Below are 20,639 nucleotides of genomic sequence, written 5' to 3' on the forward strand. Positions count from 1 at the left end.
AGTACACCCAGTACGAGGGCTTGCACCCGGCACGCCGAGAGCACGCACCGGACGCCGCTCCTTGACGGGCAAACGTTGCCTGCCGCGGCACTAGAACGAGTTTCCATGGGAGGCGCCCCGGCGGTGTGCGGTCCGTGGACTCCTCGGGGCGGGGCTGGTATCAGTGGGCATACCTGATGCACCGTCAGAGCATGCTCCCGGGGAGGCAGTCGGCCATGACCGAGCTCGTGGAACACGGACAGCTGTTCATCGGCGGGGAGTTGACCGACCCCCTGGGGCGGGACGTCATCGAGGTGATCTCCCCGCACACCGAGGAGGTCATCGGACGCGTCCCGCACGCCTCGACGGCGGATGTGGACCGGGCCGTGGCGGCGGCGCGGCGGGCGTTCGACGAGGGGCCCTGGCCGCGCATGAGCCTCGACGAGCGGATCGAGATCGTGGGCCGGATCAAGGACGCCGTCGCCGTCCGGCACGACGAGATCGCCCGCCTGATCTCCGCCCAGAACGGCTCGCCGTACTCCTGGAGCGTCCTCGCCCAGGCCCTCGGCGCGGTGATGGTCTGGGACTCGGCGATCACCGTCGCCCGGAACTTCACCCACGAGGAGCGGCGCGACGGCGTGCTGGGCAGGATCCTCGTGCGCCGCGAGCCCGTCGGGGTCGTGGCCGCCGTGGTCCCCTGGAACGTCCCGCAGTTCGTCGCGGCCGCCAAGCTCGCCCCGGCGCTGCTCACCGGCTGCACGGTCGTGCTCAAGCCCTCCCCCGAGTCCCCGCTCGACGCCTACCTGCTCGGCGAGATCGCCCGCGAGGCCGGGCTTCCGGAGGGCGTGCTGTCCATCCTGCCCGCCGACCGGGAGGTCAGCGAGTACCTGGTCGGGCACCCCGGCGTCGACAAGGTGTCCTTCACCGGGTCGGTCGCGGCCGGCAAGCGCGTGATGGAGGTGGCCGCCCGCAACCTCACGCGGGTGACGCTCGAACTGGGCGGCAAGTCCGCGGCCGTCGTCCTGCCCGACGCCGACGTCGAGACGGCTGTGGCGGGCATCGCCCCCGCGGCCTGGATGAACAACGGGCAGGCCTGCGTCGCCCAGACCCGCATCCTGCTGCCGCGCTCCCGCTACGACGAGTTCGCCGACGCCCTCGCCGCCGCGGCGGGCGCCCTGACGGTCGGCGACCCGCTGGACCCGGCCACCCAGGTGGGGCCGCTGGTGGCCCGGCGGCAGCAGCAGCGCAACCTCGACTACATCCGTATCGGGCAGGAGGAGGGCGCCAAGATCCTCACCGGCGGCGGACGCCCGGCCGGCCTCGGCCGCGGCTGGTACGTCGAGCCGACCCTCTTCGGCGACGTCGACAACTCCATGCGCATCGCCCGCGAGGAGATCTTCGGCCCGGTGATCTGCCTGCTGCCCTACGACGACGAGTCCGACGCCGTGAGGATCGCGAACGACTCGGACTACGGCCTGAGCGGCAGCGTCTGGACCGCCGATGTCGAGCACGGCATCGACATCGCCCGCCGGGTGCGTACGGGCACGTACTCGGTCAACACCTTCAGCCTGGACATGCTCGGCCCGTTCGGCGGCTACAAGAACTCGGGCCTGGGACGGGAGTTCGGGCCCGAGGGGTACGGCGAGTACCTGGAGCACAAGATGATCCACCTCCCGGCGCAGGCGTAGCGATGGGCGACCGCTGGCACATCGAGGTCGACCGCTCCCTGTGCATCGGCTCCGCGCAGTGCCTCCACCACGCACCGGACGGCTTCCGCCTGGACGCCGCCCGCCAGTCCCGTCCCCTCGCCCCGGACACGGACGCGAACGAGCGGGTGCTGGAAGCCGCGGAGAGCTGTCCCACGGAGGCGATCACGATCACGCTGCGGGACGGCGGGGAGGCGGTGTTCCCGCCGGAGGAGTAGCGCCCGAAAAATCATGATGTGAGGGGTTTCATTCCCTTATGCGGGCTTCTATTCTGGAAATCGGCCTACGAGGCGAGTGAGGGAGTCCGACCGGAGTGGCCGACGTCGGCAGGAAGCCTCGGCTTCCGCGGGTGCCGACTGCGACGGTAGGGCTGAGAGGCCGAAGGGAGCGGGCCGAAAGGCCGGCACCCCGAGGCGACCCCCATCACCTGATCCGGACCATGCCGGCGAAGGGAACCCGTCTCGTAGGTCCTCGTCGTGTCCGGGGGCCGGGGCTGGGGCTGGGGCTGGGGGCTTACGAGGCATCCGGGGCTATGGGGCTCACGGGGTGCTCGGTGCCCTCAGGTCGATCAGGCGGCACACCGTCTCGATGTCGATCTTCACCTGGGCGATCGAGGCGCGCCCCGACAGCCAGGTGATCAGGGCCGAGTGCCAGGTGTGCTCGATGACCCGGACCGCCGAGAGCTGCTCCGGAGTCGGGTTCTCCTGGCCCATCGCGTCCAGGATGATCGCCGTCGTCTGCCGGGAGACCTGGTCGACCTCCGGGCTCACACTGCGGTCCGCGAAGGTCAGGGCCCGGACCATGGCATCGGCCAGATGCGGCTCGCGCTGCAGCGCCCGGAAAGCCCGCATCAGCGTCTCCGCGACCCGCTCGGCAGCCGTCTCGCCCTGCGGGGGCTTCTTCCGCAGGGTGCCGTGCATGTGCTCCAACTGGTCCTGCATCGTGGCGACCAGGAGGTGGATCTTGGACGGGAAATAGCGGTACAGCGTGCCGAGGGCCACCTGCGAGGACTCGGCGACCTCCCGCATCTGCACGGCGTCGAAGCCGCCCCTGCTGGCCAGTTGCGCGCTCGTGTGCAGGATGCGGCGCCGACGGGCCTCCTGCCGCTCCGTGAGGGGGGCGGAGGCGGGCGCCGCCGCTCTGGCTTCCACCTGGGCCGGCTTGTTCACCTTGGCGCTCACCTTGGCTTCTGCGGGCATGGTTCGAATCCCGTTCCGTGACCGTCCGTGAGGACGAGTGATCACACAGCATGGCACGGGACCGGCCGTGGCGTGAATCACCTGCTCCACTGGTCACAGCGCCCTTACCTGCCGGTAGATTCGGAGCCTCCGAACGATCAAGTCTGGAACTTGTTCTAGATTAGCGTCCCGGCGTAATCTCGCGGGACAGTGCAGGGAGAAGGGGGCTCGGAGTGACCGCTGAGGCCAGGGAGGCCGGGGCCCCGGAGGACCCCGCTGCCGACGGCTTGCGACCGCTCGACATCGCGCTCCTCACCTATAAAGGGAACCCGTTCTGCGGCGGCCAGGGCGTCTACGTCCGGCACCTGTCGCGCGAACTGGCCCGCCTCGGACACCGGGTCGAGGTCATCGGCGCCCAGCCGTACCCCGTGCTCGACGAGGGCTACGACGGGCTGAGCCTCACCGAGCTGCCCAGCCTCGACCTGTACCGTCAGCCGGATCCTTTCCGCACACCGGGGCGCGGCGAGTACCGCGACTGGATCGACGCGCTGGAAGTCGCGACGATGTGGACGGGCGGCTTCCCCGAACCCCTGACCTTCTCGCTGCGCGCCCGCCGCCACCTGCGCGCCCGCCGCGGCCGGTTCGACGTCGTGCACGACAACCAGACCCTCGGCTACGGCCTGCTGGGCGATGTCGGCGCACCTCTGGTGACCACCATCCACCATCCCATCACCGTCGACCGGCAGTTGGAGCTGGACGCGGCGGACGGCTGGAAGCGGCGCGCCTCGGTGCGGCGCTGGTACGCCTTCACGCGCATGCAGAAGCGCGTCGCGCGCCGACTGCCGTCCGTGCTCACCGTTTCCGGCACCTCGCAGCAGGAGATCGTCGACCACCTCGGTGTCCGGCGGGACCGCGTCCACGTGGTCCACATCGGCGCCGACACCGACCTGTTCTCGCCGGATCCGTCGGTGCCGGTCGTGCCGGGCCGGATCGTGACGACGTCCAGCGCGGACGTGCCGCTCAAGGGCCTGGTGCATCTCGTCGAGGCGCTGGCCAAGGTACGGACCGAGCACCCCGGCGCCCATCTCGTCGTCGTCGGCAAGCGGCCCGCCGAAGGGCCGGTCGCCCAGGCGATGGAGCGCTACGGCCTCGCCGGGGCCGTGGAGTTCGTCAAGGGCATCTCCGACGCGGAGCTCGTCGATCTCGTGCGCTCGGCGCAGATCGCGTGCGTGCCGTCGCTCTACGAGGGCTTCTCGCTGCCGGCCGCGGAGGCCATGGCCACCGGGACGCCGCTGCTCGCCACGACCGGTGGTGCCCTCCCCGAGGTCGCCGGCCGTGACGGGGAGACGTGCCTGGCGGTGCCGCCCGGCGACGCGGGCGCGCTGGCCGCGGGCCTCGGCCGGCTGCTGGGCGACGCGGACCTGCGCGCACGGCTCGGCGCGGCCGGGCGCGAGCGGGTGCTGCGGCACTTCACCTGGGCCAGGGCGGCGGAGGGCACGGTGGCCCGCTACCGCGAGGAGATCGACCGGGCCGGGATCCGCACCCTGCCGAGGACTTCCGGCCGTTCGGCCCTCCCGACGGGTACCGTCCCCACGGCACCCGCGAGTACGGCACCCGCGAGTACGGCACCCGCGAGTACGGCACCCGCGGTACCCGCAGGCACAGCAGGTGCTGTCTCCGCAGCCCCGGCAGATGTAGAAGGCGTCAACTCCGAAAGCAGGGCCACGTGCTGACCGTCGACTTCTCCCGGTTCCCGCTCGCCCCGGGTGACCGTGTCCTGGATCTCGGCTGCGGGGCCGGGCGGCACGCGTTCGAGTGTTACCGGCGGGGCGCACAGGTCGTGGCGCTGGACCAGAACGCCGAGGAGATCCGCGAGGTCGCCCGGTGGTTCGCGGCGATGAAGGAGGCAGGCGAGGCCCCCGAGGGCGCCACCGCCACGGCCATGGAGGGCGACGCCCTCGCGCTGCCCTTCCCCGACGAGTCCTTCGACGTCGTGATCATCTCCGAGGTGATGGAGCACATCCCGGACGACAAGGGCGTCCTCGCGGAGATGGTCCGGGTGCTCAAGCCCGGCGGGCGCATCGCCGTCACCGTCCCGCGCTACGGCCCCGAGAAGGTCTGCTGGAGCCTCTCCGACGCCTACCACGAGGTCGAGGGCGGCCACATCCGCATCTACAAGGCGGACGAACTGCTGGAGAAGATCCGCGAGGCCGGCCTCAAGCCCTACGGCACGCACCACGCGCACGCCCTGCACTCGCCCTACTGGTGGCTCAAGTGCGCGTTCGGCGTCGACAACGACAAGGCGCTGCCGGTGCGCGCGTACCACAAGCTGCTCGTCTGGGACATCATGAAGAAGCCGCTTGCCACCCGGGTCGCCGAGCAGGCGCTGAACCCGCTGATCGGCAAGAGCTTCGTGGCGTACGCGACCAAGCCGCACCTGCCGCGTCTGGCCGGCACCGGGGCGGACGCCACGTGACCACTCCCCGGACGGAACATCTGGTCCTGCCCGGGGTCCTCACCGCAGGGCAGGCCGCCGCGACCGTCGCCGGCATCCTCGCCGTGCAGCGCGAGGACGGGGCGATCCCCTGGTTCAGGGGGCACCACCTCGACCCGTGGGACCACGTCGAGGCGGCCATGGCCCTCGACACGGCCGACGAGCACGAGGCCGCCGAGCGAGCCTACCTGTGGCTGGCCCGGCACCAGAACGAGGACGGCTCCTGGTACGCGGCCTACACCGACGGCGAGTTCGACGCGGTCACCGACCGGGGCCGGGAGACCAACTTCGTCGCCTACATAGCCGTGGGCGTCTGGCACCACTACCTGTCCACCGGCGACGACGCGTTCCTGGACCGGATGTGGCCGACGGTGTCCGCGGCGATGGAGTTCGTGCTGCGCCTCCAGCAGCCGGGCGGGCAGATCGGCTGGCGACGCGACGACGACGGTACGCAGACGGCGGACGCCCTGCTGACGGGCAGCTCCTCCATCCACCACGCGCTGCGCTGCGCGCTGGCCATCGCCGAGCAGCGGGAAGAGCCGCAACCCGACTGGGAGTTGGCGGCCGGTGCGCTGCGGCACGCCATACGCCACCACCCCGAGCGGTTCCTCGACAAGAACCGCTACTCGATGGACTGGTACTACCCGGTGCTCGGCGGTGCGCTGACCGGCGCGGCGGCCAAGGCCCGCATCGAGGAGGACTGGGACCGGTTCGTCGTCCCCGGGCTGGGGGTGCGGTGCGTGGACCCCAACCCGTGGGTCACGGGCGGTGAGTCCGCCGAACTGGCCCTGGCGCTGTGGGCGATGGGGGAATCGGACCGTGCGCTGGAGATCCTCCAGTCGATCCGGCACCTGCGCGATCCGGAGAGCGGGCTGTACTGGACGGGATACGTCTTCGACGACGACGCCGTCTGGCCGCGGGAGCTGACCACCTGGACGGCGGGGTCGCTGTTGCTGGCCGTGGCCGCGCTGGGCGGGCACGAGGCCACCTGCCAGGTCTTCGGGGGCGAGGAGTTGCCCAGCGGGCTGGACACGGACTGCTGCGCCTGAGAGCCCGGATGGCCGGTGCCAGTGGCGGGCGCGGGTCGGATGCGGCTCGTCGCGCAGTCACCCGCGCCCCCTGGGGGCCTCAGTGCCGGTGCACTCGATTGGCGATGGCGTGGCCGATGAACAGGTACACCACCGCTGCCAGACCGTAGCCGCAGACCACTCGGGCCCAGGCCTCGTCGAACGTGAACAGGTCGTGCGACCAGCCGGCGAGCCAGCGGGCCGCGTCGTGGATGAACTGGACGAACGAGTTGCCGGGGTTGGCTTCAAGCAGGTACATCAGAATCCACAGGCCCAGGATGAGGGCCATGATGTCGGCCACGACCGCGACGATCGTGCCGGCCTGATTCGCACCGTTGCGATATCGAGGGGACATACCTTCCGGATTGCCCTGGAACCCGGGATGAAACCCGTGGATTCGCTCAGGAGTTCAACTCCGCCAGGACCCGCAGGGTGGGAAGGTCGGGGCCGAGCAGCAGCAGATCCGTCACCGGGCCCTCGCGCCACAACTCCAGTCGCCGTGCGATCCGTTCGCGCGGACCGACCAGGGAGATCTCGTCGGCGAAGGCGTCGGGGACCGCCAGCACGGCCTCCTCCCGGCGGCCGGAGAGGAACAGTTCCTGGATGCGGCGGGCCTCGGCCTCGTAGCCCATGCGGGCCATCAGGTCGGCGTGGAAGTTGCGGGCCGCGTGGCCCATCCCGCCGATGTAGAAGCCGAGCATCGCCTTGACGGGCAGCAGGCCCTCGGCGACGTCGTCGCAGACCCGGGCCCGGGCCATCGGCGCGACAAGGAAGCCCTCGGGCAGCTCGGCCAGGGCCGGGCCGTAGACCTCCGGGCGGGTCGGGGACCAGTACAGCGGCAGCCAGCCGTCGGCGATCCGGGTCGTCTGGGCGACGTTCTTCGGCCCCTCCGCGCCGAGCAGGACGGGCAGACCGGCGCGCAGCGGGTGGGTGATCGGCTTGAGGGGTTTGCCGAGGCCCGTGGCGTCCGGGCCCCGGTAGGGGTGGGAGTGGAAGCGGCCGGCCAGTTCGAGGGGGGCCTCGCGGCGCAGCACCTGCCGCACGACGTCGACGTACTCACGGGTGGCGGTGAGCGGGGAGGCGGGGAACGGGCGGCCGTACCAGCCCTCGACGACCTGTGGGCCCGAAAGCCCGAGGCCCAGCATCACGCGGCCGCCGGAGAGGTGGTCCAGGGTGAGGGCGTGCATCGCGGTCGTCACCGGTGACCTGGCCGCCATCTGAGCGACGGCCGTGCCGAGCCGGATGCGGGAGGTGTGGGCCGCGATCCAGGTGAGCGGGGTGAAGGCGTCCGACCCCCAGGACTCCGCCGTCCACACGGAGTCGTAGCCGAGCCGCTCCGCCTCCTGGGCCAGGCGCACATGGTCGGGGGACGGGCCGCGGCCCCAGTAGCCGAGCGCGAGACCGAGCCGCATGCCTGCCTCCTGACGGTGCGTCAGCTGACGGGACGCCGACTGTACGACAACGGCCCCCCGCCCGGAAGGGCGAGGGGCCGAGAGGCGCTGCGGGGCTCAGCCGCGCTGGATGCCCGACGTGTCCTGGAGGACACCGCGGCGGCCGTCCTGCGTCTGGGCGACCAGGGCCGCCCCGCGCTGCTCGACGGCCAGGTACCAGGTCCCCGGGGCGAGTTCGGCGATCGGCGTGGGCGAGCCGTCCTCCGCGAACAGCGGCCGCGGCACCGGCACCGCGAACCAGAACGGGGAGAAGTCCCCGGCCGGCGGCTGCGGGGCCTGGGCCTGCTGGGGCTGGGGCTGTCCGCCGAACGGCTGCCCGGGCTGCTGCGCCTGACCCGGCTGCGGCTGACCCGGCTGCGGGTGGCCGTAGCCGCCGGGCTGCTGCGCGCCCGGGTAGCCGTAACCACCGGGAGGCTGGGCGCCGTAGGGCTGCGGGGAGGCCGGACGGGGGGCCGGGAGCAGGGCGCCCTTGAGGGCGGGGACGAGGGGGGTGGCGAGGGCGGCGGCGGCCATCAGCAGGGCGCCGATCAGGCCGAGGACCAGGCCGGCGCCCACCTCGACGTCAAACCCCGCCGTGTCGATCGACCCCGCCGGGTCGATGATCGTCCAGAACGCGGCCCATGCGGCGAAGATCGTCAGCGCGACACCGACCTGACCGAGTTCGAGCCCGATGACGGTGCGTGGCTGCGGCAGCGCACGGGCGACGACGATCAGGACCGCGCCGATGATGCCGCCCACGTACACGCTCATCAGCAGGCCGAGGTTGTCCCAGGCGTTGGGAATGTTGCTGCTGTCGCCGCCGTAGGTGTCGAGGAACGACGCGATGAACAGCAACACCGCTGCTCCGATCACCACGCCGTCGCCTCGAGTGAGGGAGCGGATATTCACTTCAGTTCCTTCGCCAGTCGTCTCGTCGTCGGTGGAGGCGCCGCTGTCACCACGGCGCCGCGAGGGCGTGGTGGGAAGCGCGGGGGTGGCCCCTCATGGTACGGATGAGGGTATCCCTCGCTCGGCAGGGGTGTCTGCCCGGATCAACGGCCGTCCTGCGTCCTCTGCGAGAAAGCCGCCTGCCGGGAGACCGGCGGGCGACTCTGGCGCATGCGGGTGACAGTTCCCGCGGTGTGCTACTTCTCCGTGTACGTGAAGCAGACGCCGATCGGCTTGTAAGCCGTCTTGTTCTTCTCGACGATCTTGAACCGGATCTTGTCGTAGACGTCGAACTTCTTGCCGCTGTACTTGGCGTAAGCGGTCAGTGTTCCGTGCTTGCCGCGAGAAACTTCCCGGCTCCCGCTGACGGTAATGCTGCGGCTCTTCTGCACGTCCCAGCCGACGCCCGCGCTGATGGCGGTGTAGGTCACCCCGATGTTCTTCGACAGAGTGGTGCTCACCGACTTGGTCTCGGAGATGCCGAGCCTGGTGCCGCCCGGGCCGGACGCCTTCGCGAGCGGCTTCTTGCCGCACTTCGTTCCGATGGACTTGACGTGCACCAGCTTGCCGTACGGGTAGAAGGGGGCTCCGGCCGCTTTGACCGTTCGGGTCTCTGCGGTGAGCGATACCGGCTGGGCCTGAGCGGTGGTGGCGGTGCCCGCCAGACAGGCGGTCAGAGCGACGGTCATCGCTCCGAACTGGGCTGTACGACGCTTCATCGCGTTCCCCGTTCCTCTTTGGAGGCCAAGAGTGCCTCCGGTCGAAGCAAGTTGATCAAGTTGTCATGCGCACTTGCGATCAACTTGAGGAAGAACTGAGCATGTGCATGGCGGAGTGGGTTGCGTCGCTGTCAAGGCTGCGCAGCCGCCTACCTGTTCAGGAACCCTCTGATGCCCTCGGAGATCCCTTGCGCCGCCTTCTGTCGCCACGCGCCACTGGTGAGCAACGCCGCGTCCTTGCTGTCGCGCATGTTGCCGCACTCGATGAACACCTTGGGAACCGTTGACAGATTGAGACCGCCCAGGTCCTTACGCGTGACGAGTCCGCTGCCGTCGCCGAGGTAGTTGGAGGGCGTGCTGCCGGTGACCGCGACGAAGCGGCCCGCTACGCGCTCGCCGAGGTCGCGGGAGGGACCGACGATCGCCCCGGTGTCCGCGGCGCCCGCCTCGACCGCGCCGGGCAGGATCACATGGAAGCCGCGGTTGCCCGCGCCCGAGCCGTCCGCGTGGATCGAGACCACGGCATCGGCCTTCGCCCGGTTGCCGATCCGGGCCCGCTCGTCCACGCACGGCCCGTACGGCCGGTCGCCGTCCTGGGTCAGTTTCACCGTGGCGCCCTGCTTCTCCAGGAGGGTGCGCATCCGGTGCGCCACATCCAGCGTGAACGCGGCCTCGGTGTAACCGTCGTTGGTGGACGTGCCCGTGGTGTCGCACTCCTTCCGGTTCGTTCCGATGTTCACCTTGCGGTTGATCTCGGACGCGTGCTGGAAGTTGCCCGGGTTGTGCCCCGGGTCGATGACGACGACCTTGCCCTTGAGCGGGCCGGAGGCGGCGGGCGCGGCGGCCGAGGACGGGGCCGTGGGCTCAAGGGAGGGGCCCGGCTCCTTGGCGTCGTCGGAGGGCGCGCTCGACGCGGCGGGCGGCGAGGACCGTACGGCCGCCCGACCCGAACCGCCGTCGTCCCCCGAGACTCCCACCGTCTCGTACACCAGCCAGCCGAGCAGCGCCCCCGGCACCAGCGCGGCGAGCGCCACGGTCAGGGGGCCGCGGCGGGGGCGGCGGTTCTGGGGAGGTTCGAAGTCCGGGCCTACGTACGACACGCCTGCCACCCTAGCGGCCGTCAGCGGGGGCGGCGGGCCGAGGACGGCCCGCCGCAGCGCTGACTACGCCCCGTTCCCGTCGGCGTCCCCGCGCCGTACCGCCTCCTTCACCCGGGACTCGACCTCGGGACGCGGTGTGCCCTCCTGCCTCGCGTACCCGGTCACCGCCGCCTGGACGTCCCGGGCCAGATCGCGCCAGGCGCGCCAGGCCGTCTCCCACGTGGTGGTCTGCTGTTCGCTCCACTGGGTCTGGGTGGGCGGCCCGTACGCGTCCTGGAGGCGACGCACGCGCGCGTACGCCTCGTCCGCCGCGCGCTGCTTCTCCACGAGCTCTGCGAAGGTGTGTGCCACGCGCCCGGATCCTTGGGCAGTGGCCGTCGCCCGCCGACTCGCCACGCCGCCCGTGGGCCGACCGGGAGGGGCCGGACGGGGCGCGGTTCACCCGCCCAGCCGCCCCCTCAGACGCCCGGGCCCGTGCGGCGCAGGACCCGTAGCGAGTCCGTCGCCGAGACCTCCGTGAAGGCGCCGGACGCGAGCGCCCGGAGGTAGATCCGGTACGGGGCCTGGCCGGTGAACTCGTCCTGCGGGTCGGGGAAGACGTCGTGGATGAGCAGCAGGCCGCCCTCGGCGACGTGCGGGGCCCAGCCCTCGTAGTCGGCCGTGGCGTGCTCGTCGGTGTGGCCGCCGTCGATGAAGACGAACCCCAGCGGGGTCCGCCAGAACGCGGCGATCCGCGGGGAACGCCCGACCAGCGCGACCACGTGGTCCTCCAGGCCCGCCTTGTGGAGCGTGCGGCGGAACGTGGGCAGCGTGTCCATCAGCCCGATCTCGGGATCGACCGTCTCCGGGTCGTGGTACTCCCAGCCCGGCTGCTGTTCCTCGCTGCCGCGGTGGTGGTCGACGGTGAGCGCGCCGACCCCGGCCGCGCGGGCCGCGTCGGCGAGCAGGATCGTGGACCGGCCGCAGTAGGTGCCGACCTCCAGCAGCGGCAGCCCGAGCCGCCCGGCCTCCACGGCCGCCGCGTACAGCGCCAGGCCCTCGCCGGTGGGCATGAACCCCTTCGCCGCCTCGAACGCGGCCAGGATCTCGGGCTTCGGGGCCGCGGGCATGGGATTCCTCTCGGTCGTACGACGGTCAGGGCGCCATCGTGCCGTACCCCCTGCCGCGAGGACGACAGGGGGTACCGGCGAGTAACGGAATCGGGCGGCGGGTCAGGCGGAGACCGTCTCGCCCGGCAGCGACAGGTCCAGGCCGACCGGGCGCTCGTCGCCCCCCGGGGGTCGCGGACGAGGTCTGCATCACCGCGACAACGATGCCCGCGAAGGCGAGCACCGGGACCACGGCCCCGCTCGCTCTGCCGGCGGGGCCGTCTGCCGTCGTCTGCGTCATGAAGAGGGCCTCCGGGCCGGGATGCGTCGGGGTACGTCGGGGTACGTGGGCTCTGAACCTCGTACGTCCAGGCAACTATTCCGTTGCTTTGGCAGCCTGACGAAATCTTGACCCGTCCTTGGGATTCAGCGGGGTCCTAGGGCCCGGGACGGAGGTCACGACCCGGCGAAATCCCGATGCAAGGGGTGCGAGGCGGTTGAGAGCATGACACCCATGCTCGAATCCGCCGACGCCGACGCCGCCCGCACATCCCGCATATCCCGACGGTCCCGGCTGCGTCCGCGCGGGGCGCCGCCGATGTGGCTCGTCGTGGCGCTCACCTGCGCCGGGCAGTTCCTCGTCGTGCTCGACGTGTCCGTCGTCAACGTGGCGCTGCCCTCGATGCGGACCGGGCTCGGGCTCAGCGAGCAGGGCCTGCAGTGGGTCGTCAACGCCTACGCCATCGCCTTCGCCGGGTTCATGCTGCTCGGCGGGCGCGCCGGGGACCTTTACGGCCGCAAGCGGATGTTCCTCGTCGGGCTCGGTCTGTTCACACTGGCCTCGGCGGCGGGCGGGCTGGCGCAGGCCGACTGGCAGCTGCTCGTGGCGCGGGCCGCGCAGGGGCTGGGCGCGGCGGTGCTGGCGCCCTCGACGCTGACGATCCTCACGGCGTCGGTGCCCGAGGGCGCCGCCCGGGCCCGGGCCATCGGGACGTGGACGGCGGTCGGGGCCGGCGGTGGCGCGGCCGGCGGCCTGGTCGGCGGGCTCCTGGTGGAGACGCTCTCCTGGCGCTGGGTGCTGCTGATCAACGTCCCCGTCGGGGCCGTGGTGCTGTGCGCCGCCGCCTGGTTCCTCACCGAGGGCCGGGCCGGGGACGGCCGGCGCCTCGACCTGCCCGGCGCGCTGCTCGTCACGGCCGGCCTCGGCACGCTGGCCTACGGCATCTCCCAGACGGAGGCGGCGGGCTGGACGGCACCGGCCACCCTGCTGCCCCTGCTCGCCGGTCTGGCCCTGCTCGGGGCGTTCCTCGCGGTCGAGGCCCGCACGGCCAGTCCGCTGATGCCGCTCGGCCTCCTGCGCGTCCGCTCGGTCTCCTCCGCGAACGTCTCGATGTTCCTGTGCGGCTCCGCGATGTTCTGCATGTGGTTCTTCATGACCCTCTACGCGCAGAACGTCCTCGGCTACACCCCGCTCGAAGCCGGCCTCGCCCTGGTCCCGAGCTCCCTCGCCGTCATCCTCGGCTCCAAGCTCGCGCCCCGCCTGATGCGCCCGATCGGCCCGCGCGACGTCGCCGTGCTGGGCACCCTGGTCGCCGTGGCCGGCTTCGCCTGGCAGTCCACGATGACGCCCGACGGCTCCTACGCCACGGCGATCCTCGTCCCCGGCGTCCTCATGATGCTCGGCGCGGGACTGGCGGCGACCCCCCTCGCCTCCCTGGCCACCTCCGGCGCCGCCCCCGAGGAGGCGGGCCTGGTCTCCGGGCTCGTCAACACGTCCCGCACGATGGGCGGCTCCCTGGGCCTGGCCGTCCTGTCCACCCTGGCGGCGGCCGAGTCGGCGGGCCACACGACCCCGCAGGCCCTGACAGCGGGCTACGCACTCGCGTTCCGGGTGGGGACCGGGGTGCTGGCGGCCGGGGCCGTGCTGATGTGGGTGTGGCTGCCGCGGCGGGCGGCCCGGGTTCCGTGAGCCGGGTGGTCAGGTAGCAGTCCGCCGCGTCGTACTCCAGGTGGAAGACCAGCCGGGGGCTCGGCGCCCAGGAGTTGACGATCAGGTGGTGCGTGTCGGTGATGACCAGCCGGGGGCTCGGCGCCCAGGAGTTGACGATCAGGTGGTGCGTGTCGGTGATGACCAGCCGGGGGCTCGGCGCCCAGGAGTTGACGATCGGGTGGTGCGTGTCGGTGATGACCAGCCGGGGTCCCGGCGTCCAGGAGTTGACGATCGGGTGGTGCGTGTCGGTGATGACCAGCCGGGGTCCCGGCGTCCAGGAGTTGACGATCGGGTGGTGCGTGTCGGTAATGACCAGCCGGCCGGTCTCGGCGCCCAGGAGTTGACGGTCAGGTGGTACGTGTCCGTGATGACCGGCCGGTAGCGGGGGAGGGCTCAGGAAGTCACCCCGGAAGGCGACCGCGTCTCGGGGGCCGGGGCAGGGCGCTCGTACGCACTCCGGAAGGACACATGTCATCCCGCCGACCGACCTGACACGGCGTCAGGAGGCTTCACAAGTGCCGGGGCCTCGGCTATACAGAGGGCGCGGGACTGGAACGCGTTCCAGTTCGTGTTCCCGTTCGGTCCCAGACGGCCTCGGTGCGGCCGACGGTGCGGACGGCCGTACCGAGGTCCCTCCTTCCGGCGATCAGGAGCCCCATGCCCATCGACGCAGCCACGGCGCTCGCGGCCGAACCGCGGACCGGCGAGCTCTCCTGGGACCACAGGGACGTGCAGCTCTACCACCTCGGCATCGGCGCGGGCAGTCCCGCCACCGATCCCGACGAGCTGCGCTACACCCTGGAATCCCGGCTGCACGTCCTGCCGAGCTTCGCCACCGTCGCGGGCGGTGGAAAACCCGGCGTGACCAGCGGACTGTCCATGCCCGGCATCGAGGTCGACCTGGCCCGCGTCCTGCACGGCGGCCAGAGCCTCGTGATCCACCGGCCCCTCCCGGCGACGGGCACCGCCACCGCCACCCACCGGATCGCCGCCGTGTACGACAAGGGCACCGCTGCCGTCCTCGTCCTGCGCACCGAAGTCGCCGACGCCCAGGGGTCGTTGTGGACCAACGACGCGCAGATCTTCATCCGCGGCGAGGGCGGATGGGGCGGCGACCGCGGCCCCTCGGCCCGGCTCGAGCCTCCCACCGGCGAACCCGGCCGGACGGTCGAGCGGCCGACCCGCGAGGACCAGGCCCTGCTCTACCGGCTCTCCGGCGACTGGAACCCGCTGCACGCCGACCCCGAGTTCGCCAAGGTCGCCGGGTTCGAACGGCCCATCCTGCACGGCCTGTGCACCTACGGCATCACGCTCAAGGCCGTCGTCGACACGCTGCTCGGCGGGGACGTGACCCGGGTGCGGACCTACGCCACCCGGTTCGCCGGAGTCGTGTACCCGGGCGAGACCCTGCGGATCCGCATGTGGCACGAACCCGGATCCACCCGGGTCGCCGTCGCTGCCGCGGAGCGTGACGACGCCCCCGTCCTCGCCGACACCGTCGTCGAACACACCTGACCCAGCACGCCGTACGAGGGGAGCCCGCACCATGCGCGCAGCCGTACTGCACGAGATCGGCCAGGACAAGCTGGAGGTCCTCGACGACGTCGAGGCGGTGGGGTTCGGGCCCGGCAAGGTCAGGATCCGGGTGCGTGCCACGGGGCTGTGCCACTCGGACCTGTCCGCCATGAGCGGGGTACTGCCGCAGCCCGCGCCGTTCGTGCCCGGGCACGAGGGCGCGGGCGAGATCGTCGAGGTGGGTGAGGGCGTCACGCACCTGAGGGCCGGTGACCGGGTCGTGGTGTGCTGGCTGCCCGCCTGCGGCACGTGCCCCGCCTGCGAGCGCGGGCAGACCGAGCTGTGCCTGGCCGGGTTCATGAACGCGGGCACCCCCAACTTCAAACGGCCGGGTGGGGACGTCTTCGGCTTCGCCGGTACCGGCACCTTCACCGAGGAGGTCGTCGTCGACGCCGGCTGCGCGGTGCCGATCCCCGACGACGTGCCCTTCGACATCGCCGCGCTGATCGGCTGCGGGGTGACGACCGGCCTCGGCGCAGCCCTCAACACGGCCGACCTGGAGCCTGGTTCGTCGGTGGCGGTCATCGGTTGCGGGGGCGTCGGCATCTCCGTCATCCAGGGCGCGCGGCTCAAGGGCGCCGCCGAGATCGTCGCCGTCGACCCGATCGCCGCGCGCCGCGAGTCCGCGCTCGGGTTCGGCGCCACCCGGGCGATCTCCCCCGACGAATTGCCCGACGCCAAGCAGCAGGTCACGGCCGGCGAGGGCTTCGACCACGTCTTCGAGGTCGTCGGCAAGTCCGCCACGGCACGCACCGCGTACGACAACACCCGGCGTGGCGGCACCCTCGTCGTGGTCGGCGCCGGAGCCATGGACGACTTCCTCCAGCTCAACATGTTCGAGCTGTTCTTCGACGAGAAGCGGATCCTGCCGTCCCTGTACGGCGGCGGAGACGTGCTGCGCTCCTACGCGCGCACCATCGCCCTGTGGCGCGCGGGCCGGATCGACCTGGCCGGTCTGATCACCCACCGGGTCCCGTTCGCCGACATCAACGAGGCCCTGGACCAGATGCGGACCGGGACGGCCCTGCGCACCTGCATCGAGATGTGAGGGCCCACGCCATGGCGCTGCCCCTGGAAGGACGGTCCGCGATCGTCACCGGCGCGGGCCGCGGACTCGGCCGGGCCGAGGCGCTGGAACTCGCCCGGCTCGGTGCCGCGGTCGTCGTCAACGACTACGGACAGCCCGGCCGCGACGGTACCGGCGAGGCCTCGGCCGGACCCGCCGAGGAGGTCGCCGCCGAGATCCGCGCGGCGGGCGGGACCGCCCTCGCCCACACCGGCGACGTCTCCGACTTCGAGCAGGCGCGCACGCTCGTCGAGTCGGCGGCCGACACGTTCGGCAGGCTCGACATCCTCGTCAACAACGCGGGCATCCTGCGCGACCGCATGGTGTTCTCGATGTCCGAGGAGGAGTGGGACTCCGTCCTGCGCGTGCACCTCAAGGGCCACTTCAACACCACCCGGTTCGCCGCCGCGCACTGGCGCGAGCGGTCCAAGCGGGCCGGGGAGCCGGTGTTCGGGCGGATCGTGAACACCTCCTCGGAGGCGTTCCTCGCCGGATCCGCCGGGCAGCCCAACTACGCGGCCGCCAAGGGCGGGATCGTCGGCCTCACCACCTCCACCGCCCTCGCCCTCGGCAAGTACGGCGTCACCGCCAACGCCATCTGCCCGCGCGCCCGCACCCGCATGACGGAGGACGTCTTCGCGGGCGTCGAGCAGCCGGCCGGCCCGGGCCTCGACCCGCTCGCCCCCGAGCACGTGGCCCCCCTCGTCGGATACCTGGCCTCACCCGCCGCCGCCCACGTGAGCGGGCAGCTCCTCGTGGTGCACGGCGGGACGGTCGCCGTCGTCGAACGGCCGCGGATCGCCGCCAAGTTCGACACCGAGCAGGACACCTTCACCTACGACGAGCTGGAGGCCGTCCTCGGGCCGTACTACGCGGACCGCCCGGCGGGGGAGACGTTCGCGGCGGCGGAGGTACTGGGGCTGAAACGCGGGTGAAGGGCCAGGGCGCGGACGCTGGTGTGAAAGACACGGAACGGCCCTCCCCGCTGGTGGCGGGAAGGGCCGTTCGCCGTCTGGTGACCGACGTGCCGTCAGGCAGCGGTCACGGCCTGCCCGGTCTCCGCCACCGGCTTGCGGTGGCGTCCGCGCGGAGCCGTCTCGCCGTCCTGCGTGGAGACCTCACCACGGTGCCGGCCGTGGCCGGAGGAAGTGGAGGGCTGCCGGACGTCGGCAGTACGCGGCTGGTTCGTGCTGGCGTCACTCATCGGATGGAATTCACCCCGTCAACATGATCTTTTTTACAGCCGGGTGAGTCTAACCGGCACCCCTGACCTCGAATCCAGGCGGCCACGCCAACCGGCACTAGTTCGTTACAAGGCGTCCCAACGGAGCTTCCCGAAGCGGCACGGGGCGCGGCGCCGAGGGTGCGGGAGGAGGAGCGGACGGCGCTGACGGGGCGGGGGACTCGTGCTCCCCGCGCCCCCCGGGGGGTTCCGGAACCGGGGCTGTCGGCTCCGGCGGCACGGCCCCGGGCGGACTGACCCGCGCCACCCCGCACGGCACGGCCTGCGTCGCGTACGGCAGCCGCAGCACCCCCTCCGGTGTCCACAGGCCCGTGCCCGCCAGCCACCCCTCGGGCGCCCGGAGATGGTGCACCCGCCGCTCGGCGGGCCGCCAGACACCGACCCAGCTGCCCGCCGGCCCGTCCAGCCGCAGCGCCACCGCGCAGCTCTCGGGTGTGAGCACCTGCCCCGGCTGGATCGCGAACGGCGTGACGGAGCAGTCGCGCAGCCGCAGACACTCCGGGAAGCGCACCGGCAGCGAGCTGCCCAGCACGCCCCAGCCCAGCCGGTCCTGCCCCGGCGAGGGCGCGTCCGAGCGGACGATCAGCAGTCCGCTGTCGAGGTCGGCGAGCAGCAGCCGGTCGTCGCTCTCGGCTGCGATCTGCAGCAGCGGCGACACCTCTCCACCGCCGTCCAGGTCCACCACGACGGTCTTGACGCGCCCCCCGGCCTCCCGGTCCAGCGCCAGCAGCCGGCCCGTCCGGTCCAGCCAGACCCCGCCCGTGCAGCGGCCGGGCAGTTCGGCCAGTCGCTCGGGCCCGAAAGCGCCGCCCGCCACCAGCCACACCGACGTCGACCGCGGCCCGACGGCGAGGGCGTAGGCCCGTTCACCGCCCGGGGCGGGCGGCAGCAGCCGCAGCCGGGCGGTCGCGTCCGCGCACTCGACCGCACCCAGGGGCAGCTCGCCGGTGCCGGGCCCGGTCGGGTACAGCAGCGAGAAGGCGTGCCGGGCGGCCACCACCCGGTGGATGAGGACCCGCCCGTCGCCCATCGGCTGCACCTCGGTGCCGGGCTCCTCCGGCTGGTTGCGGGGCAGGGGCACCGCGTACGGCTCGGGGCCGTCCAGGGTCCAGCGCTCCGGGAACCAGGAGTCGCCGGCCGACGCGAGACGCGCGCCGTAGGCACCGTCCGCGGTGAGTGTGCAGCCTGCCGGCGCGGTCCCGTCCTCGTCCTCGGGTCCCGCCGAGGGTTCGATCGCACAGACCGTCATCGTTCGGTCACCTCCAGTGACGAACGTAGTTCTCGCACGCACGGGCGGGGAATTCCTCGGGCGCAGGCTTCACACATAAGGGTGTTCCAGGAACGATTCGCCTGAGGAAAAGGGGACGATTGTGCTGAGCGGGACGACGGGCGCCCGGAGCGGGCGGTGACGGTGCAACGCCACAGATCAGGCGGGTAGCCTTGCTTCCGTGCCCCGTCTGTCTGAAGTCATCGCCGCCCTGGAGACCCTGTGGCCCGCCGAACGGGCCGAGTCCTGGGACGCGGTCGGCACCGTCGCGGGCGACCCGGACCAGGAGGTCACGCGGGTCCTGTTCGCCGTCGACCCCGTCCAGGAGATCGTCGACGAGGCGGTGAAACTGGGCGCCGACCTGCTCGTCACCCACCACCCGCTCTACCTGCGCGGCACGACCACGGTCGCGGCGACGCACTTCAAGGGCCGTGTCGTGCACACCCTCATCAAGAACGACATCGCGCTGCACGTCGCCCACACCAACGCCGACACCGCCGACCCGGGTGTCTCCGACGCCCTCGCGGGCGCCCTGGACCTGCGGATCACCGGGCCGCTCGTGCCCGACCCCACCGACCCCGAGGGCCGCCGCGGCCTCGGCCGCCTCTGCGCGCTGGACCACCCGCTGACCGTCCGCGAGCTCGCCGCCCGCGCCGCCGAGCGGCTGCCCGCCACCGCGCAGGGCATCCGCGTCGCCGGTGACCCCGAGGCGCTCGTGCACACCGTCGCCGTCAGCGGCGGCTCCGGCGACAGCCTCTTCGACCACGTCCGCGCGGCCCGAGCCGACGCCTTCCTCACCGCGGACCTGCGCCACCACCCGGTGTCGGAGGCCCGCGCCCACAGTCCCCTCGCGCTGCTCGACGCGGCGCACTGGGCCACCGAGTGGCCCTGGTGCGAGCTGGCCGCGAGCCAGCTCGACGAGATCTCCGACCGGCACGGATGGGACCTGCGCGTCCACGTCTCGAAGACGGTCACCGACCCCTGGACCGCGCACGCGGCCTCAACCACTTCTGACCCCCTTGGAGCCCCGAACTGAACGCCGCGCCCGCCGACCAGATCCGACTCCTCGACCTCCAGGACCTCGACGTCCGCCTCCAGCAGCTCGCCCACAAGCGCAGGTCGCTGCCCGAGCACGCCGAGATCGAATCGCTGACCAAGGACCACACCCAGCTGCGCGACCTGCTCGTGGCCGCGCAGACCGAGGAGAGCGACACCGCCCGCGAGCAGACCAAGGCCGAGCAGGACGTGGACCAGGTGCGCCAGCGCGCCACCCGCGACCAGCAGCGCCTGGACTCCGGCGCCGTCACCTCCCCCAAGGACCTGGAGAACCTCCAGCGCGAGATCGCCTCCCTCGCCAAGCGGCAGGGCGATCTGGAGGACGTGGTGCTGGAGGTCATGGAGCGCCGGGAGTCCGCGCAGGAGCGGGTCGCCGAGCTGACCGAGCGCGTCACCTCCGTCCAGTCGAAGATCGACGACGCCACCGCGCGCCGCGACGCCGCCCTCGAGCAGATCGACGGCGAGGTCACCACGGTCACCAAGGAGCGCGAGGTCATCGCCGGTTCGATCCCCGACGACCTGCTCAAGCTCTACGACAAGCTGCGCGGGCAGCAGGGCGGCGTCGGCGCGGCCAAGCTGTACGCGCGCAGCTGCCAGGGCTGCCGGCAGGAGCTCGCCATCACCGAGCTGGCCGAGATCCGCAAGGCGGCACCCGACACGGTGATCCGCTGTGAGAACTGCCGCCGCATCCTGGTGCGCACGTCCGAGTCCGGTCTCTAGGCCTTCAGGGAGC

22 protein-coding genes are annotated in these 20,639 nt (G+C 72.2%); 12 read left to right on the forward strand and 10 right to left on the reverse strand.

From position 1 onward, the window contains the following. Positions 1 to 215 precede the first annotated feature (215 nt). Both ABTX62_RS10425 and ABTX62_RS10430 read left to right on the forward strand, forming a co-directional pair. Complete coding sequence (locus ABTX62_RS10425) at positions 216 to 1,667, forward strand: aldehyde dehydrogenase (protein ID WP_352115775.1); 1,452 nt, start codon at positions 216 to 218, stop codon at positions 1,665 to 1,667. Between the two features lie 2 nt (positions 1,668 to 1,669). Further along, positions 1,670 to 1,903, forward strand: coding sequence for a ferredoxin (locus ABTX62_RS10430; protein ID WP_283969932.1), 234 nt, complete (start codon positions 1,670 to 1,672; stop codon positions 1,901 to 1,903). 321 nt (positions 1,904 to 2,224) lie between these two features. Here the strand turns inward: ABTX62_RS10430 and ABTX62_RS10435 are convergent, their stop codons facing one another. After that, a complete protein-coding gene (locus ABTX62_RS10435; protein WP_352115776.1) occupies positions 2,225 to 2,884 on the reverse strand; it encodes a TetR family transcriptional regulator in 660 nt (219 codons plus the stop codon). Between the two features lie 212 nt (positions 2,885 to 3,096). Between ABTX62_RS10435 and ABTX62_RS10440 the strand changes: the two genes are divergently transcribed. From ABTX62_RS10440 to ABTX62_RS10450, 3 genes are read left to right on the forward strand one after another with little or no spacing between them, the layout of a single operon-like run. Then, positions 3,097 to 4,596, forward strand: a complete 1,500-nt coding sequence (locus ABTX62_RS10440) for a glycosyltransferase family 4 protein (protein ID WP_352115777.1) — start codon at positions 3,097 to 3,099, stop codon at positions 4,594 to 4,596. After that, a complete protein-coding gene (locus tag ABTX62_RS10445; protein ID WP_352115778.1) occupies positions 4,590 to 5,339 on the forward strand; it encodes a class I SAM-dependent methyltransferase in 750 nt (249 codons plus the stop codon). Before ABTX62_RS10440 ends, ABTX62_RS10445 begins: the two co-directional genes overlap by 7 nt. After that, positions 5,336 to 6,406 carry a prenyltransferase/squalene oxidase repeat-containing protein gene (locus ABTX62_RS10450; protein WP_352115779.1) on the forward strand — a complete coding sequence of 357 codons (1,071 nt, stop codon included), beginning with the start codon at positions 5,336 to 5,338 and terminating at the stop codon, positions 6,404 to 6,406. Before ABTX62_RS10445 ends, ABTX62_RS10450 begins: the two co-directional genes overlap by 4 nt. Before the next feature lie 79 nt (positions 6,407 to 6,485). Here the strand turns inward: ABTX62_RS10450 and ABTX62_RS10455 are convergent, their stop codons facing one another. The 7 genes from ABTX62_RS10455 to ABTX62_RS10485 all read right to left on the reverse strand — a co-directional run bounded on the left by ABTX62_RS10455 (position 6,486) and on the right by ABTX62_RS10485 (position 11,730). After that, positions 6,486 to 6,779, reverse strand: a complete 294-nt coding sequence (locus ABTX62_RS10455; RefSeq protein ID WP_283969927.1) for a hypothetical protein — start codon at positions 6,777 to 6,779, stop codon at positions 6,486 to 6,488. A gap of 46 nt (positions 6,780 to 6,825) precedes the next feature. Further along, on the reverse strand, positions 6,826 to 7,836 hold the full coding sequence (locus tag ABTX62_RS10460; RefSeq protein ID WP_352115780.1) for an LLM class F420-dependent oxidoreductase: 1,011 nt from the start codon (positions 7,834 to 7,836) through the stop codon (positions 6,826 to 6,828). A gap of 96 nt (positions 7,837 to 7,932) precedes the next feature. After that, positions 7,933 to 8,763 carry a hypothetical protein gene (locus tag ABTX62_RS10465; RefSeq protein ID WP_352115781.1) on the reverse strand — a complete coding sequence of 277 codons (831 nt, stop codon included), beginning with the start codon at positions 8,761 to 8,763 and terminating at the stop codon, positions 7,933 to 7,935. A 236-nt stretch (positions 8,764 to 8,999) separates the two neighbouring features. Next, positions 9,000 to 9,521, reverse strand: coding sequence for a hypothetical protein (locus tag ABTX62_RS10470; protein ID WP_352115782.1), 522 nt, complete (start codon positions 9,519 to 9,521; stop codon positions 9,000 to 9,002). 149 nt (positions 9,522 to 9,670) lie between these two features. Next, positions 9,671 to 10,621 (reverse strand): N-acetylmuramoyl-L-alanine amidase, encoded by a 951-nt coding sequence (locus tag ABTX62_RS10475; protein ID WP_352115783.1) that lies wholly within the window; start codon positions 10,619 to 10,621, stop codon positions 9,671 to 9,673. A gap of 63 nt (positions 10,622 to 10,684) precedes the next feature. Then, positions 10,685 to 10,972: a hypothetical protein gene (locus ABTX62_RS10480; protein WP_352115784.1), complete on the reverse strand. Its 288-nt coding sequence runs from the start codon at positions 10,970 to 10,972 to the stop codon at positions 10,685 to 10,687. A gap of 107 nt (positions 10,973 to 11,079) precedes the next feature. After that, positions 11,080 to 11,730 (reverse strand): class I SAM-dependent methyltransferase, encoded by a 651-nt coding sequence (locus tag ABTX62_RS10485; protein WP_352115785.1) that lies wholly within the window; start codon positions 11,728 to 11,730, stop codon positions 11,080 to 11,082. A 484-nt stretch (positions 11,731 to 12,214) separates the two neighbouring features. Here ABTX62_RS10485 and ABTX62_RS10490 point away from each other — a divergent pair, with 484 nt between their 5' ends. From ABTX62_RS10490 to ABTX62_RS10510, 5 genes are all read left to right on the forward strand, one after another. Then, positions 12,215 to 13,678 carry an MFS transporter gene (locus ABTX62_RS10490; RefSeq protein ID WP_352115786.1) on the forward strand — a complete coding sequence of 488 codons (1,464 nt, stop codon included), beginning with the start codon at positions 12,215 to 12,217 and terminating at the stop codon, positions 13,676 to 13,678. A gap of 101 nt (positions 13,679 to 13,779) precedes the next feature. Next, entirely contained in the window at positions 13,780 to 14,043 is a 264-nt protein-coding gene (locus ABTX62_RS10495) for a hypothetical protein (RefSeq protein WP_352115787.1), read from the forward strand. Positions 14,044 to 14,356: 313 nt separating this feature from the next. Further along, a complete protein-coding gene (chsH3, locus tag ABTX62_RS10500) occupies positions 14,357 to 15,214 on the forward strand; it encodes an enoyl-CoA hydratase ChsH3 (protein ID WP_352115788.1) in 858 nt (285 codons plus the stop codon). 31 nt (positions 15,215 to 15,245) lie between these two features. Continuing rightward, positions 15,246 to 16,322: a Zn-dependent alcohol dehydrogenase gene (locus tag ABTX62_RS10505; RefSeq protein ID WP_352115789.1), complete on the forward strand. Its 1,077-nt coding sequence runs from the start codon at positions 15,246 to 15,248 to the stop codon at positions 16,320 to 16,322. Between the two features lie 11 nt (positions 16,323 to 16,333). Next, complete coding sequence (locus ABTX62_RS10510; RefSeq protein ID WP_352115790.1) at positions 16,334 to 17,275, forward strand: 3-oxoacyl-ACP reductase; 942 nt, start codon at positions 16,334 to 16,336, stop codon at positions 17,273 to 17,275. A gap of 95 nt (positions 17,276 to 17,370) precedes the next feature. Here ABTX62_RS10510 and ABTX62_RS10515 read toward each other — a convergent pair whose 3' ends face one another. Next, on the reverse strand, positions 17,371 to 17,544 hold the full coding sequence (locus ABTX62_RS10515; protein WP_352115791.1) for a hypothetical protein: 174 nt from the start codon (positions 17,542 to 17,544) through the stop codon (positions 17,371 to 17,373). Between the two features lie 97 nt (positions 17,545 to 17,641). After that, entirely contained in the window at positions 17,642 to 18,832 is a 1,191-nt protein-coding gene (locus tag ABTX62_RS10520) for a hypothetical protein (protein WP_352115792.1), read from the reverse strand. A gap of 199 nt (positions 18,833 to 19,031) precedes the next feature. Here ABTX62_RS10520 and ABTX62_RS10525 point away from each other — a divergent pair, with 199 nt between their 5' ends. Further along, positions 19,032 to 19,886 carry a Nif3-like dinuclear metal center hexameric protein gene (locus tag ABTX62_RS10525; protein ID WP_352115793.1) on the forward strand — a complete coding sequence of 285 codons (855 nt, stop codon included), beginning with the start codon at positions 19,032 to 19,034 and terminating at the stop codon, positions 19,884 to 19,886. Next, complete coding sequence (locus ABTX62_RS10530; protein ID WP_352115949.1) at positions 19,883 to 20,626, forward strand: zinc ribbon domain-containing protein; 744 nt, start codon at positions 19,883 to 19,885, stop codon at positions 20,624 to 20,626. The genes ABTX62_RS10525 and ABTX62_RS10530 overlap by 4 nt, the downstream gene beginning before the upstream one ends. Positions 20,627 to 20,639: the final 13 nt, after the last annotated feature.

It is taken from the genome of Streptomyces sp. NPDC096046 (genome assembly GCF_040303285.1).
In the GTDB taxonomy this organism is placed as follows: Bacteria; Actinomycetota; Actinomycetes; order Streptomycetales; family Streptomycetaceae; genus Streptomyces.

Excerpts from the sequence above, each read along its gene's own strand:
- ABTX62_RS10425 (WP_352115775.1), top strand. The coding sequence starts at position 216 with ATGACCGAGCTCGTGGAACACGGACAGCTGTTCATCGGCGGGGAGTTG.
- ABTX62_RS10430 (WP_283969932.1), top strand. The coding sequence starts at position 1,670 with ATGGGCGACCGCTGGCACATCGAGGTCGACCGCTCCCTGTGCATCGGC.
- ABTX62_RS10435 (WP_352115776.1), bottom strand. The coding sequence starts at position 2,884 with ATGCCCGCAGAAGCCAAGGTGAGCGCCAAGGTGAACAAGCCGGCCCAG.
- ABTX62_RS10455 (WP_283969927.1), bottom strand. The coding sequence starts at position 6,779 with ATGTCCCCTCGATATCGCAACGGTGCGAATCAGGCCGGCACGATCGTC.
- ABTX62_RS10460 (WP_352115780.1), bottom strand. The coding sequence starts at position 7,836 with ATGCGGCTCGGTCTCGCGCTCGGCTACTGGGGCCGCGGCCCGTCCCCC.
- ABTX62_RS10470 (WP_352115782.1), bottom strand. The coding sequence starts at position 9,521 with ATGAAGCGTCGTACAGCCCAGTTCGGAGCGATGACCGTCGCTCTGACC.
- ABTX62_RS10485 (WP_352115785.1), bottom strand. The coding sequence starts at position 11,730 with ATGCCCGCGGCCCCGAAGCCCGAGATCCTGGCCGCGTTCGAGGCGGCG.
- ABTX62_RS10490 (WP_352115786.1), top strand. The coding sequence starts at position 12,215 with ATGACACCCATGCTCGAATCCGCCGACGCCGACGCCGCCCGCACATCC.
- ABTX62_RS10495 (WP_352115787.1), top strand. The coding sequence starts at position 13,780 with ATGACCAGCCGGGGGCTCGGCGCCCAGGAGTTGACGATCAGGTGGTGC.
- chsH3 (WP_352115788.1), top strand. The coding sequence starts at position 14,357 with ATGCCCATCGACGCAGCCACGGCGCTCGCGGCCGAACCGCGGACCGGC.
- ABTX62_RS10505 (WP_352115789.1), top strand. The coding sequence starts at position 15,246 with ATGCGCGCAGCCGTACTGCACGAGATCGGCCAGGACAAGCTGGAGGTC.
- ABTX62_RS10510 (WP_352115790.1), top strand. The coding sequence starts at position 16,334 with ATGGCGCTGCCCCTGGAAGGACGGTCCGCGATCGTCACCGGCGCGGGC.
- ABTX62_RS10515 (WP_352115791.1), bottom strand. The coding sequence starts at position 17,544 with ATGAGTGACGCCAGCACGAACCAGCCGCGTACTGCCGACGTCCGGCAG.
- ABTX62_RS10520 (WP_352115792.1), bottom strand. The coding sequence starts at position 18,832 with ATGACGGTCTGTGCGATCGAACCCTCGGCGGGACCCGAGGACGAGGAC.